This is a genomic window from Gordonia sp. LMA484 (assembly GCF_058129505.1).
The window spans coordinates 266929-279816 of the sequence record NZ_CM176700.1 but is presented as its reverse complement, the minus strand read 5'-3'; the positions used below and the strand labels follow the sequence as shown (position 1 = coordinate 279816).

13 protein-coding genes are annotated in these 12888 nt (G+C 68.3%); 5 read left to right on the top strand and 8 right to left on the bottom strand.

All coding sequences use genetic code 11. The annotated features are described in order from the left end of the window. Nucleotides 1-61 precede the first annotated feature (61 nt). Genes AC4AMJ_RS01240 through AC4AMJ_RS01230 form a run of 3 tightly spaced genes read right to left on the bottom strand, consistent with a single transcriptional unit; the run spans nt 62 to nt 2183 of the window. Nucleotides 62-1267, bottom strand: coding sequence for an O-succinylhomoserine sulfhydrylase (locus AC4AMJ_RS01240; protein ID WP_489916773.1), 1206 nt, complete (start codon nt 1265-1267; stop codon nt 62-64). Next, nucleotides 1264-1677, bottom strand: a complete 414-nt coding sequence (locus tag AC4AMJ_RS01235) for a rhodanese-like domain-containing protein (RefSeq protein WP_489897398.1) — start codon at nt 1675-1677, stop codon at nt 1264-1266. The genes AC4AMJ_RS01240 and AC4AMJ_RS01235 overlap by 4 nt, the downstream gene beginning before the upstream one ends. Then, on the bottom strand, nt 1674-2183 hold the full coding sequence (locus tag AC4AMJ_RS01230; RefSeq protein ID WP_489916771.1) for an Rv0361 family membrane protein: 510 nt from the start codon (nt 2181-2183) through the stop codon (nt 1674-1676). Before AC4AMJ_RS01230 ends, AC4AMJ_RS01235 begins: the two co-directional genes overlap by 4 nt. Before the next feature lie 276 nt (nt 2184-2459). Here AC4AMJ_RS01230 and AC4AMJ_RS01225 point away from each other — a divergent pair, with 276 nt between their 5' ends. Beyond that, nucleotides 2460-3851 carry an FAD-dependent oxidoreductase gene (locus AC4AMJ_RS01225; RefSeq protein ID WP_489897400.1) on the top strand — a complete coding sequence of 464 codons (1392 nt, stop codon included), beginning with the start codon at nt 2460-2462 and terminating at the stop codon, nt 3849-3851. Nucleotides 3852-4085: 234 nt separating this feature from the next. Here the strand turns inward: AC4AMJ_RS01225 and AC4AMJ_RS01220 are convergent, their stop codons facing one another. Next, entirely contained in the window at nt 4086-4541 is a 456-nt protein-coding gene (locus AC4AMJ_RS01220; protein ID WP_489916769.1) for a hypothetical protein, read from the bottom strand. Nucleotides 4542-4718: 177 nt separating this feature from the next. Here AC4AMJ_RS01220 and AC4AMJ_RS01215 point away from each other — a divergent pair, with 177 nt between their 5' ends. From AC4AMJ_RS01215 to AC4AMJ_RS01205, 3 genes are read left to right on the top strand one after another with little or no spacing between them, the layout of a single operon-like run. Then, nucleotides 4719-5777, top strand: a complete 1059-nt coding sequence (locus tag AC4AMJ_RS01215; RefSeq protein ID WP_489897402.1) for a FecCD family ABC transporter permease — start codon at nt 4719-4721, stop codon at nt 5775-5777. Next, complete coding sequence (locus AC4AMJ_RS01210) at nt 5774-6901, top strand: FecCD family ABC transporter permease (RefSeq protein WP_489897403.1); 1128 nt, start codon at nt 5774-5776, stop codon at nt 6899-6901. Before AC4AMJ_RS01215 ends, AC4AMJ_RS01210 begins: the two co-directional genes overlap by 4 nt. Beyond that, the gene (locus AC4AMJ_RS01205; protein WP_489916767.1) at nt 6898-7779 is read left to right on the top strand and encodes an ABC transporter ATP-binding protein; all 882 of its coding nucleotides are present in this window, start codon (nt 6898-6900) and stop codon (nt 7777-7779) included. Before AC4AMJ_RS01210 ends, AC4AMJ_RS01205 begins: the two co-directional genes overlap by 4 nt. Here AC4AMJ_RS01205 and AC4AMJ_RS01200 read toward each other — a convergent pair. The 4 genes from AC4AMJ_RS01200 to AC4AMJ_RS01185 all read right to left on the bottom strand — a co-directional run bounded on the left by AC4AMJ_RS01200 (nt 7721) and on the right by AC4AMJ_RS01185 (nt 11073). After that, the gene (locus AC4AMJ_RS01200; protein ID WP_489916765.1) at nt 7721-8401 is read right to left on the bottom strand and encodes a YoaK family protein; all 681 of its coding nucleotides are present in this window, start codon (nt 8399-8401) and stop codon (nt 7721-7723) included. The two genes, AC4AMJ_RS01205 and AC4AMJ_RS01200, sit on opposite strands and share 59 nt — an antisense overlap. Beyond that, nucleotides 8398-8877: a DUF456 domain-containing protein gene (locus AC4AMJ_RS01195; protein WP_489916763.1), complete on the bottom strand. Its 480-nt coding sequence runs from the start codon at nt 8875-8877 to the stop codon at nt 8398-8400. Before AC4AMJ_RS01195 ends, AC4AMJ_RS01200 begins: the two co-directional genes overlap by 4 nt. Before the next feature lie 15 nt (nt 8878-8892). Then, nucleotides 8893-10647: a formate-dependent phosphoribosylglycinamide formyltransferase gene (purT, locus tag AC4AMJ_RS01190; RefSeq protein ID WP_489916761.1), complete on the bottom strand. Its 1755-nt coding sequence runs from the start codon at nt 10645-10647 to the stop codon at nt 8893-8895. A gap of 66 nt (nt 10648-10713) precedes the next feature. Continuing rightward, entirely contained in the window at nt 10714-11073 is a 360-nt protein-coding gene (locus AC4AMJ_RS01185; protein WP_489916759.1) for a UBP-type zinc finger domain-containing protein, read from the bottom strand. Between the two features lie 60 nt (nt 11074-11133). Between AC4AMJ_RS01185 and AC4AMJ_RS01180 the strand changes: the two genes are divergently transcribed. Continuing rightward, nucleotides 11134-12729: a Na+/H+ antiporter gene (locus tag AC4AMJ_RS01180; RefSeq protein ID WP_489897409.1), complete on the top strand. Its 1596-nt coding sequence runs from the start codon at nt 11134-11136 to the stop codon at nt 12727-12729. The last annotated feature ends 159 nt before the right edge of the window (nt 12730-12888 follow it).

Sequence of the window (12888 nt, the reverse complement as noted above, 5' to 3'; positions counted from 1 at the left end):
CATATCGCGTGAAGACGCTCGCAGATCAGGGATCGGGGGCCAGCGATCTAACCCGCCGAGATCACGACCCGCCCAGCGCCTGATCCAGATCCGACAACAGATCCTCGACACCCTCCAGGCCGACCGAGAGTCGCACCACGGAGTCCGTGACCCCGATCGCCGCACGGCCTTCCGGGCCCATCGCCCGGTGTGTGGTGGTCGCCGGGTGGGTGATCAACGACTTCGAATCGCCGAGATTGTTCGAGATGTCGATCACGCGCAGACCGTTGAGCACCTCGAAGGCACGTTTCTTGCCTTCGACACCGCCGCGGTCATCGATCTCGAAGGTCACCACAGTGCCGCCGCCGGACATCTGCGCCTTGGCGAGCTCGTACTGCGGATGCGACTGCAGGAAGGGATATTTCACCCACCGGACGCGCGGATCGGCCTCGAGGAACTCGGCGATGCGCAGCGCCGACGACACCGAGGCGTCGAGCCGCAGGCGCATCGTCTCCAGCCCCTTGAGCATCGTCCACGCGTTGAACGGACTCAACGCCGGACCGGTGTGTCGCATCAGGGTCTGCACCGGGCCGTCGATGTACTCCTTCTCGCCGAGCACCGCTCCGCCCATCACGCGTCCCTGCCCGTCGATGTGCTTGGTGCCGGAGTACACGATCACGTCGGCGCCCATATCCAGCCCGCGCTGCAGCAGCGGCGTGGCGAAGACGTTGTCCAACACCACCTTTGCACCTGCGGCGTGAGCCATCTCGGTCACCTTGGCCACGTCGACGAGGGTCTGCATCGGATTGGACGGGGTCTCGAAGAACACCGCGGTCGTCGGCTGCGACAGCGCCGCCGCCCACTGATCGAGGTCTTCACCGTCGACGAACACGGTTTCGACGCCCCACCGCGGCAGGATCTCGTTGCACACCACGAAGCACGAGCCGAACAGACTGCGGGCGGCCACCAATCGGTCCCCGGTCTTGAGCAGCGCACCCAAGGCCACGAACACCGCGGCCATACCGCTCGCCGTGGCGAAGCACGCCTCGGCGCCCTCGAGTTGACGGAGGCGCTCCTGGAACATCTCGACAGTCGGATTGCCGTAGCGCGAGTAGACGAATCGTTCGTCCTCACCGGTGAACGCACGTTCGGCCGCTTCGGCCGAGTCGTAGACGTAGCCACTGGTCAGGTAGAGCGCTTCGGAGGTCTCGAAGAATCCCGACCGGTCCAGGCCGGCCCGTACCGCGAGCGTGTCCGCCGAGACGCTCTCGGGCAGCTGTTTGCTCACGATTGCCGCCACGGCAGGTTCAGGGCACGCCAGCCGACGGCACCACGGTGGTCGTTCTCGTCGAGGGCGCCCTCGAATCCGTCGAGCACGTTGTAGGCGGCGGTCACGCCGTCCGCGGTGGCCGCCTCGGCCGCGCCGATGGACCGGTGGCCGGAGCGGCAGATGAAGATCACCTCGTTGTCGTCGGTGACACCCGCGTCACGGAGTTCAGAAACGAAGGCCTGGTTCGGCCTACCGTCGGGAAAGGTGTTCCACTCGATGAAGACGGTCTTCTTGCCGATGACCTCGAGGTCCGGCACACCGACGAACGCCCACTCGGCCCGCGTCCGGCAGTCCACCAGGACCGCCTTCGGGTCGTCTTCCAGTTTCTTCCACGCCTCTTGCGGCGTGAGATCACCCGCGTAGCTCACGAACCACACACCTTCCAGACCCCGTCTTCTCGCACCACGACCACCTTGGTGACCTGTTGCTGGTCGGGCTTGTCGTCAAAATGCCAATGTACCTGCGCGGTCGCACGGTCTCCCGACACGGTGATGTCGGTGATCTCGGGGATCACGATGTGCCCGTTCTGGTCGTTCGACTGCCGGTTCTCCGCGAGGAACGTCGCCTCGTCGGGAAAATCGCCGGATGCGAGGTCGGCCGCGCACGTCGACGCCCGATACTTCGGGTAGTCGAGTTCGTTGCGGGCCGTGTAGGCATCGTTCACGGCGTGCTGGACATGGGCCTCAGTACTCATCCGGTCATCGGCCGGTCGGATCAGGTACGAGATGCCGATGCCGGCGGCGGCGATCACGACGACGCCGAGAGCCACCAAGAACGGCAGTGCGTTCTTCCAACTCGGCGGCGGAGGGGCCGGCTGCTCCTCGCCGGGGTCGACGGAGGCCGAACGGTCCCGGTCACCTGCACGCTTGGCCATGGCGCGCAGTCTATCGATCGCCGTGAACGCTTCGATTTCGGGCATCGCGGACCCGACCGCCGTCGGCGGCGGTGGGCGCCGTGCGATGGGGCAGGCCACGCACCCGCCGACGTCGCGCATCGATCCTAGTGAGGTAAACCTCACTAGGAGATTTTGGTCGTGGCCGATCAGCGCCTACCGTAGAAGGGATAGCGTCGCGTCAGCGGCTACCATCAGCGACTCTTCGCCGGAGTCCTACGAGAGCCAGTTCCACGAGAGCCAGGAAGCACCTAATCCATGAGTGACACGAGCCGCCCGTTGCGGGTTGCGATCGTCGGTGCCGGTCCCGCCGGGATCTACGCCGCCGATGCGTTGATGAAGTCCGACACCGCCAAGGACCGCGGCGTCAGCATCGACCTCTACGAGCGCATGCCCGCGCCCTTCGGCCTGATCCGCTACGGTGTCGCTCCCGATCACCCGCGGATCAAGGGCATCATCACCGCTCTTCACAAGGTGCTCGACAAGCCGCAGGTCCGGTTGCTCGGCAACATCGACTACGGCACCGACATCACCCTGGCCGAGCTGCGCGAACACTACGACGCGGTGATCTTCTCGACTGGCGCCACCGACGACCGCGCCCTCGGCATCCCGGGAATCGAGCTCGACGGCAGCTACGGCGCCGCCCAGTTCGTCGCCTGGTACGACGGCCACCCCGACTTCCCGCGCACCTGGCCGCTGGAGGCCGAGAAGGTCGCCGTCATCGGTGTCGGCAACGTCGCCCTCGACGTCGCGCGCGTTCTCGCCAAGACCGGCGACGAACTGCTGCCCACCGAGATCCCGGCCAACGTCTACGAAGGCCTCAAGGCCAACAAGGCCATCGAGGTGCACGTGTTCGGTCGTCGCGGCCCGGCACAGGCGAAGTTCACCCCGCTCGAGCTCAAGGAGCTCGACCACTCGCCGAACATCGAGGTCGTCGTCAATCCCGAGGACATCGACTACGACGAGGGTTCGGCTGTCGCACGCCGCGGTTCGAAGATCACCGACCAGGTCGCGACGATCATCGAGAACTACGCGATCCGCGACCCGAAGCAGGGCGCGATCCACAAGCTGTTCCTGCACTTCTTCGAGAACCCGGTGGAGATCCTCGGCGAGGACGGCAAGGTCGTTGGCCTGCGCACCGAGCGCACCCAGCTCGACGGCACCGGCAACGTCAAGCCGACCGGCAAGCACACCGACTGGGAGGTCGGCGCGGTCTACCGGGCTGTCGGCTACCTGTCCGACAACCTCCCGCAGATCCCGTTCGACACCCAGGCCGGCGTGATCCCGAACGAGGCCGGACGCGTGTTCGACGAGGGCGCACACCTGACCGGCATGTACACCACCGGCTGGGTCAAGCGCGGCCCCGTCGGCCTCATCGGCCACACCAAGGGTGACGCCAACGAGACCGTCGACTGCATCCTCGAGGACATGGCCAACGGCGTGCTCAACGAGCCGACCAAGCCGTCCGAGGACGCCGTCATCGAACTGCTCGAGAGCAAGGGCATCCCGTTCACCACCTGGGACGGCTGGTACCGCCTCGACGAGCACGAGCGCGCCCTCGGCGCCGCCGAAGGCCGCGAACGCGTCAAGGTCGTCGAGCGCGAGGACATGCTCGCCGCCAGCGAACCCCACAAGGTCGAGAAGGCGTAGCCCGCCAAGCCCCCCGCACCCACACCCGCAAGATAGGCTCCCAACGCAAGCGATGGGAGCCGAGAGAACCCGGCGAGGCAACGGCCGCTTCACGCCGAGAGAACCCCAAATTCCACCGAGGGAACCCACAGCCTGATTGTCAGGTGCGATTGGTGATCGCGGTGGGTTCCCTCGGTGGAATTTTGGGTTCTCTCGGCCCCCATCGGTTGCTCTGGGAGCCTTGGTTTCAGTTGGCTAGTTCTGCTGGTTGCGCCAGTTCTGCCAGTAGCCGAAGTTGTTGGTCAGGTTCTCGGCCTCGTCACCGAACGTGAAGCCGGAGATGGTCGCCGGGAAGCAACCGAACCACTTGGTCTCGATCGGGCGGACCCAGCGCTTGGCCTTGTTGTCCCACTTGGACATCGACTCACCGGGCTTGAGTTCCTTGACCCGCACCGACGCGCCGTTGATCTCGTTGAGGATCACGTTGTGCATCGTCGTGCCGCCGATGTTGCGGACGGTCATCCAGCGGTACATGTACCAGGCCTGATTCCAGGGCTGTCCCCACTGTCCGAAGTGACACTCGATGCCACCGATGATCTGCAGGTCTCCGGGCGCCGCGGCCTGTGCGGGTGCGGTGCCGGCAAGCGTGCCGGCGGCGATTCCGACGGTCGCCAGTACCGCAGTGGCCGCACGCTTGAATGATGCTCTCATCAACCTCTCCTCCGTTGTCCGCGTGATGTTCTGGTGACACTATCGACGCCCACCCAGCGAATCGTTACGCACTCCAAAGGATCCTCACAGGCGCATTCGGCTTTTCGTTATGCAACGGACACGCTTCCGGATCGGCCCCGGGATCTGCCACAAGGAACTTTGGTAAGGTTTACCTTCGTGCGTCGCCTGACCGGAATTGTGCTGCTCAGCGCAGTGCTGGTGTTGGCCGTTGTCGCGTCCATCGCGATCGGGACCCGCCCTCTCGGACTCGGCGACGTGCTCGACGCGTTGCAGGCCGGCGGATGGCCGCATCTGGGTATCACCGACTTCCACGGGGTGCCGTGGGTCGTCGTGGAAACCCCTACTCCTCCGGCCGGCGCCGGCGATGTCTACGGCATCGTCTGGGATCTTCGCTTCCCGCGAACCGTTCTCGGTCTCGCGGTGGGACTCGCCATCGGCGCCGCCGGTGCACTCGCCCAGGGCCACACCCGCAACCCGTTGGCCGATCCCGGGATGCTCGGGGTGAATGCCGGTGCGGCGTGCGCCGTCGTCGTCGGCGTCTATGTGCTCGGCATCCAGAGTCCGGTCGCGTACATGGCGTTCGGGCTGATCGGTGCGCTGATCGCGGCGAGCGCGGTCTTCGGACTGTCGGCGCTGTCCGGGGCGAGTCCGTTGACGCTGGTCCTGGCCGGCACGGGCCTGTCGGCACTGCTGCTGGCGATCACGTCCGGCATCGTCCTCTCCGACAGTGTCACCCTCGACGCGTGGCGCTTCTGGAACGTCGGCGCGACCACCGGCCGCGGACTCGACGTGTTCTCGGCGAGCCTGCCGTTCATCGTCATCGGGCTGATCCTCGCGCTGGGCAGCGGCTACTTCCTCAACGTGCTCAGCCTCGGCGAGGACATGACCAAGGCGCTCGGGTCGCGGGTGGTGCTCATCCGATCCATCGGCATCCTCACGATCACCCTTCTCATCGGTGCCGCCACCGCGGCATGTGGGCCGATCGTGTTCCTCGGGCTGGTCGTGCCGCACATCGCCCGCACCTTCACCGGGCCCGACTATCGGTGGATCATCCCGTATTCGGCACTGCTCGGCGCCATCCTGATCCTCATCTGCGACATCCTCGGTCGAGTCATCGCCCGGCCGGGCGAGGTGCAGGTCGGGGTGGTACTAGCACTGGTCGGGGCGCCGTTCCTGATCGCCCTGGTCCGCCGACGGAAGCTGGTCAGCGTATGACCCTCGACCTCGGGCCCGACATCCGGCCCACGCCCGAACCCGCGGCCCCGCGGCCCCGGCCGACGACGACTCGACGCGTCGTGCGGGTGGGCCCGTCGTCGTGGATCCTGCGGCCCCGGATGCTCGTGGTCGCCGGCGTCGGCGCCGCGATCACGCTGCTGTTGTTCCTGCTCAGCGTCGGCGTCAGCGACTACCCGATGGGGCCGCTGGACGTCGCCCGGGTCCTTCTCGGCGGCGGCACCCGCATCGAGAACGTCGTGGTCGTCGACGTCTCGCTGCCCCGCGCTCTGGTGTCGCTGTTCGTCGGCTTCGGTTTCGGGATGGCGGGGGCGCTCACCCAGCGGATCGCCCGCAACCCGCTGGCCACACCGGACATCCTCGGCATCACCGCGGGTGCGAGCGCCGCCGCGGTCGCGGCCATCGCGTTCTCGGGCACGTGGGGTGCGTGGCTGGCCGGGCTGGGTGTCCCGACGGCCGCACTGCTGGGCGCACTGGCCACGGCGGTGGCGATGTACCTCCTCGCCTGGCCGGGTCGGCGGGCCAACGCCGGCATCGACCCGTTCCGCCTCGTCATCATCGGCGTCGGGGTCACGTGGATGCTGCAGGCGCTGACCAGCTACATGCTGACCCGCGCGCAGATCGGTGACGCCGCGCGCGCCCAGACGTGGCTGGTCGGGTCGGTGTCACAGGCCACCTGGTCGGACGTATGGCCCTCGCTCATCGCGGTTGCCCTCGGAATCGCGATGGTGGTCGGGCTGTGCCGACCGATCGGGGTGCTCGGACTCGGCCCCGACATCGCCCGGGGACTCGGCGTCAGCGCCGGCCGCGTGACCGCGGTGGTACTGCTGGTCGCGGTGGTGGTCACCGCGTTGTGCGTCTCGGCCGCCGGTCCGATCGCGTTCGTGGCATTGCTGGCCCCGCAGATCGCGCTGCGGCTGACGGGTTCACCGCTGCCCACCCCACTGGCGTCCGGTCTCGTCGGGTCGGTGCTCGTGCTCGGCGGTGACCTGCTGTGCCGCACGGTGCTGCCGGGCAGTCTCCCCGTCGGCATCGTCACCGCGGCGATCGGCGGGCCGTTCCTCATCTACCTCATGATCACGATGTCCCGGAAGGCCACGGTATGAACGGCGAGACCCTGACCGGCGGTGGCCGCCACGACGTCGACCGGCCCGCCGACGACACCCGGTGCCGACTGCGCGCCTCGGGTCTGAGCGTCGGGTACGACGAACGCGTCGTCCTCTCCGACCTCGACATCGCGATCCCCGACGCGGCCATCACCACGATCATCGGACCCAACGGGTGCGGGAAGTCGACCCTGCTGCGCGCACTGTCACGGCTGCTGCCGCCACGGGCCGGCACGGTGTTCCTCGACGATCACGACATCAACCGGATGCGACCCAAGACGGTGGCCCGCACCCTCGGCCTACTCCCCCAGAACCCGGTGGCGCCCGAGGGTCTCACAGTCGCCGATCTGGTGATCCGGGGTCGGCACCCGCACCAGCGGTGGTACCAGCAGGCCACCGCCGCCGACGAGGCCGCGGTCGCCCGAGCGCTCGAGCAGACCGAGACCGCCGATCTCGCCGACCGTCCGATCGACGCCTTGTCCGGCGGGCAACGTCAGCGGGTGTGGATCGCGTTGACGCTCGCCCAGGAGACCGACCTGCTGCTGCTCGACGAGCCGACCACCTACCTCGACCTCGCCCACTCCGTCGAGATCCTCGACCTCGTCCACACCCTGCGCGCCGACCACGGCAAGACCGTCGTGATGGTGTTGCACGACCTGAATCTCGCTGCCCGCTACAGTGATTCATTGTTCGTGATGCGTGATGGCCAGATCGTGACCCATGGCCGGCCCGCTGATGTGATCACCGCCGACCTCCTCGCGGACGCCTTCGGATTACAGGCACATGTGATGGAGGACCCGGTCGCCGGTGGACCGATGATCATCCCGTTCGGCGTGCATCATTCCCGAGCGAGCTCGACAGCGCCAACGGCACCATGACCGCCGCGGGAATCCACAAGGCGAGCAACGAGAACCACCGGAAGCAGTAGCCCCCGAGCAGAGCACCGACCGCCAGCAGCGACCACATGCCGAGCGAGATCAGCCAGGCCCACCGGCCCAGACCGGCCCCGCGACGTTCCCCCGAGGTGACCGTGTCGGCGAGTTGCCGGGCCGCCATCACGAGAGTGCCGGTCACATAGGTCAATCCGTACGGCACCGTCGCGTCCTTCTCGAACACCGCGTTGATCATGCCGGTGGCCACGGCGACGACGAGCATGCCCGCCGTGCCGGCGCCGGACACCCCGGTGTCGACGCCGACGCCGGGCTCGAACGTCGCCAGCGTCGCGCCCAGGGTCAGTCCGCCCAGCACCGACCAGAGCAGCCACACGCGCGGCCGGGTCCGGGTGCGGTTGAGCATCGACCCGACGAACACGCCGGCGAAGAACAATCCGATCAAGGCGGCACACACCCCGACATCCGACCAATGCCCGAGGCTCGGCGACACTCCCAGCACCGTCGTGTTACCCGACATGAACGAGACGAAGTTCGCCTGCAGATAGATGAATGCGATGGCATCGACGAAGCCGGCGACGAGCAGCAGCACCGGGGCGCGTGAATTCACCAGATCCCTGCCCCGACCAGCCAGATCGCCGTCGCGACCAGCGCCGCGAACAGTTCGATGCCCATCGTGATCACCGCCGCCTTCGACGCCGCGACGGTGCCCCGCCAGGCGGCCCGGCCGCTGCGGGTGCGGGCGAGTTCGGCCAGCAGCGCACCGACGACGAAACCGATGAACAGACCGATCACCGGGATCACGAAGAATCCGACGATCCCGAGGATCCCACCGACCGCGATGGTCGTGTTCGGGATGCCGTCGTTTTTCAGCGATCGTCCGGCGACGACGTACTTGATGCCCTCACCGGCCACGATCACGAGGGCAGCAGCGGCGAAGATCCCCCACGCCCAGCCGCCGACGAGGAACGCCCAGACACCGATCGCCGCCATGACGAGCAATCCGCCCGGCAGGACCGGAAACACGATGCCCAGCAGACCGACGAGGATGACCGCCCCGACGAGCAGTTCCCCACCCAGCGACATCGCTGCCGGTCCGGGTCAGTCGACCGAGGCGCGAGTGGTCTTGTCGGCCGGGGGTTGCTCGGCCGGTCGCGGTGGGGGCGGCGGTCCGGCCGGTCGGGCACCGTGCGGTGGGATCGGCCGTGGCGGCGGCCCGCCCGGGCGTCCGGGCATGCCTCGTGGCGGAACCGGTCCGCGCGGGGGCATCGGTCCCGGCCGCGCGCCGGGCGGAGGCGGCGGCCCCGCGGGTCCCCCTCGCGGCGGACCGGGCGGTCGCGGCGGGCCCGGGGGCACCGGATTCGGCGGTGGGCCCGGTCGCCGTGCCGGCGGTGGCCCTGCGGGCGCACTCACCGGTTCCGGGGTGGCCCGCTCGAACGGACCACCGGACACGGGCGTCACCATCGACGCGGCCTGGAGCGCGTGCTGGCGGGCGGTCGCGATGTCGTCGGCGGTCGCGGTGACCACACCCATCCGGCGACGGCGGTGGCTCTCCGGCTTGCCGAACAGCCGGATGTCGGTCTCCGGCACCGCCATCGCGCGCGCGACGTTGGCGAATCCGATCGCCGGTTCGTCGAGCTGTCCGTAGATCACCGCCGATGCCCCGGGCGAGGCGAGGGTGACATCGACCGGCAGACCCAGGATCGCGCGGGCGTGCATCTCGAACTCCGAGAGGCGTTGCGTCGCCAACGTCACCAATCCGGTGTCGTGCGGACGGGGGCTGACCTCGGAGAAGTAGACGTCGTCACCCTTGACGAACAGTTCGACGCCGAAGACGCCACGTCCGCCGAGCCTGCCGTCACCGAGGGCGGTGGCGACGCGGGCGGCGATGGAGGTGGCGGCACCGAGTGCGTCGGTGCTCATGTCGTGGGGTTGCCAGCTCTCCACGTAGTCGCCGCCCACCTGCTGATGTCCGATGGGTGCGCAGAAATGGGTGGCCAGACGTCCGGTCGCCGGATCGACGGCACGCACGGTGAGCAGGGTGATCTCGTAGTCGAACTCGATGAACCCCTCGACGATGACGCGTTCGCCGTGCACGCGCCCACCGGTTGTCGCGGTGTCCCAGGCGGTGCCGATGTCGGCGGGCGCGCGGACCACGGTCTGGCCTTTGCCCGACGACGACATGACCGGCTTCACCACGCAGGGGAACCCGATCTCGGCGACCGCGACCTCGAGTTCCTCCGCCGACGACGCGAACAGATAGGGCGAGGTCGGCAGGCCCAACTCTTCGTCGGCGAGACGTCGGATGCCTTCACGGTTCATCGTCGAGACCACCGCGTGGGCGGTCGGGATCACCTCGGCGAGCCCGCGCTTCTCCACCTCGACGAGGGCGTCGGTGGCGATCGCCTCGATCTCCGGCACCACGAAGTGCGGCCGGTAGCGGTCGATCAGTGCCAGCACGGCGTCCGGATCGGTCATGTCGATGACCTCGGCGTGATGGGCGACCTGCTGCCCGGGTGCGTCGGCGTAGCGATCGACGGCGATCACCTCGACGCCGAGCCGCTGGAAGGCGATGATGACCTCTTTGCCGAGCTCACCGGCACCCAGCACCATCACCTTCGTCGCGGTGGCGCTCAGCGGCGTGCCGAGCACCGCGGGCGGACCGACCGACGGCTTCGCGGCGGGTCGCAGGTCGGCCGCGGCGGTCGCGTCGGACGCCGGGTCTCCCGACTGCCGGCCGGCATCGCCCGACTCCGGGGTGGCAGGGGTGGGCGTGGCGGTGTCACCCGGCACCGGTGCGACCTCCCCGCCGGCCGGCACCGACGCCTCGGAAGCACTGTGGCTGTCTGACGTCATGCCCCAGATCCTACGTGCAGTTCAGTGCACGACCGCGTGCAGACGTCGATCGTCGAGGCCCACGACTCAGCCCATGACCTCGTGTGTGTAGCACCACCGCCACACCTCTCCCGGCTCGGCCGAACGCATCACCGGGTGACCCGTCTCGTCGAAGTGCGCGCTGGCGTGACGACGCGGGCTGGAGTCACAGCAACCGACATGTCCGCAGGTCAGGCAGATCCGCAGGTGCGCCCAATGATGTTCGCCGAGTTGGGTGCATTCCTCGCAGGCGGCGAGGTCGCCGCTGCGCGGTGACGGGTCTGTGTTGGCGTCGACACCGTAGGTGCCCAGCTCCGCGCACCGTGCGGAACGAGCCCCGCCACCGCTTGCGGTGTCTGCTCGGTCGGTCTCTGATCGGTCATCGGAACTGCGGCGGAAGATTCGCATGACCCCATTATCCCGGTGGACCGTCGGGCCGCGGTTGCGTCGGCGGGTTAGGTTCTTCGCGTGAGCGCATCGCTGTTGCTGGTCGCGGTGGTGGCCGTGGTCATCGCCGCACTGTGCCGACGCTTCGGTCTGTCGGCTCCCCTGATCCTGGTCGTCGTCGGTTTGGGGATCGGCTGGATTCCCGGCACCCCCGAGGTGATGCTCGAGCCGGAGCTGGTCCTGTTCCTGATCCTGCCGCCGTTGTTGTACTCCGCCGCCCAGGAGAGTTCGTATCAGGCGATCAGGGCCAATCGGCGGGCCATCGGGCTGCTCGCGATCGGCCTGCCGCTGTTCACCACGGTGATCGTCGGTCTGGTCGCCTACTGGACGGTGCCGAACCTGCCGTTGGCGGCGGCGCTGGTGCTCGGTGCCGTCGTCGCCCCGCCGGACGCGGTGTCGGCGCAGGCGATCGGCCGCCGGGTGGGGCTGCCGCGCCGACTGATGACGTTGCTCGGCGGCGAGAGCCTGCTGAACGACGCGACCGCCCTGACCGCGTTCCGGGTGGCTCTGGCCGCCGCCGTCGGTGCCACGGCCTCGTTGTGGGAGGGTCTGTCGACCTTCGCGATCGCCGCGGTCGGAGGTCTGGTGATCGGGCTCGCCGTCGGCTACGCGGTGACCTGGCTGCGGCAGTGGTTGACCGACCCACCGATGGAGACCGCGATCGGCCTCATGGTGCCGTTCGGCACCTACTACATCGCCGAGGAGGCGCACGCATCGGGCGTGATCGCGGTGGTTGTGGCCGGGCTGTTCCTCGGTCAGCGGTCGGTGCGGATGGGGTATGCGACCCGCCTGCAGGACGACGCGGTGCGCAAGTCGATCGACGCCGTCCTCGAGTCCTTCGTGTTCCTGCTCATCGGCCTGCAGCTGCCGTTCCTCATCCGCGGGCTCGCCGGCGAGTCCTGGGTGCAGGTGGCGATCGACGCCGCCCTGGTGTTGACCGCGACGATCGTGGCGCGTTTCCTCTGGGTCTATCCGGCCACCTACCTACCCAGGGTGCTGTCGTCGAAGATCCGTGAACGCGAGGAACGTCCGACGCCACGCGCGGTGTTCATCGTCGGCTGGGCGGGTATGCGGGGCGTGGTGTCGTTGGCCGCGGCGTTCGCGATCCCGCTGATGACCGATGACGGCGGGGCGTTCCCGGCCCGTGCCGAGATCCTGTTCCTCACCTTCGTCGTGGTGGTCGGCACCCTGCTGATCCAGGGCACCTCGCTCGGGTGGATGATCCGCAGGCTCGGTGTCGCCGGGGACGATGCGGCCCGGGACCGGCTGGCGTATGCGGGTGCGCAGGACCGGGCGTCGCGGGAATGCGAGCGACGGCTCGACGAGATGGCCGCGGACCTGCCGGAGAAGGACACCCGCCGACATCAGGTGATGATGTTGCGCAAATGGGTGACCACGCAACGCAATGTCGGGTGGGAGGAACTCGGTCGCGGCCCCGAGGACATCGGCGAGAGCCCGACGGCCGCCGGCAATCGGATGCGCTTGGAGCTGTTGCAGATCCAGCGGGCGGTGTTCATCGACGAGCGCGACGCCGGCCACATCGACGACGAGGTGCTCCGCACCGCACTGCGCCGCCTGGACTTCGCCGAGGGTCAGATGGACCGCGAAGTCGAGTAGGCATCGCGATGCCTGATCGAGCAGTCACCCGTCTCCGGCCTCCTGCTGATCGAGTAGCAGCGAACGCAGTGAGTCGCGAATCGAGATCACTTTCGGAACAAGAGGTCTCGATACGGCACCTCGCCTAACGGCTCGGCACCTACTCGACCAGCGGACGGT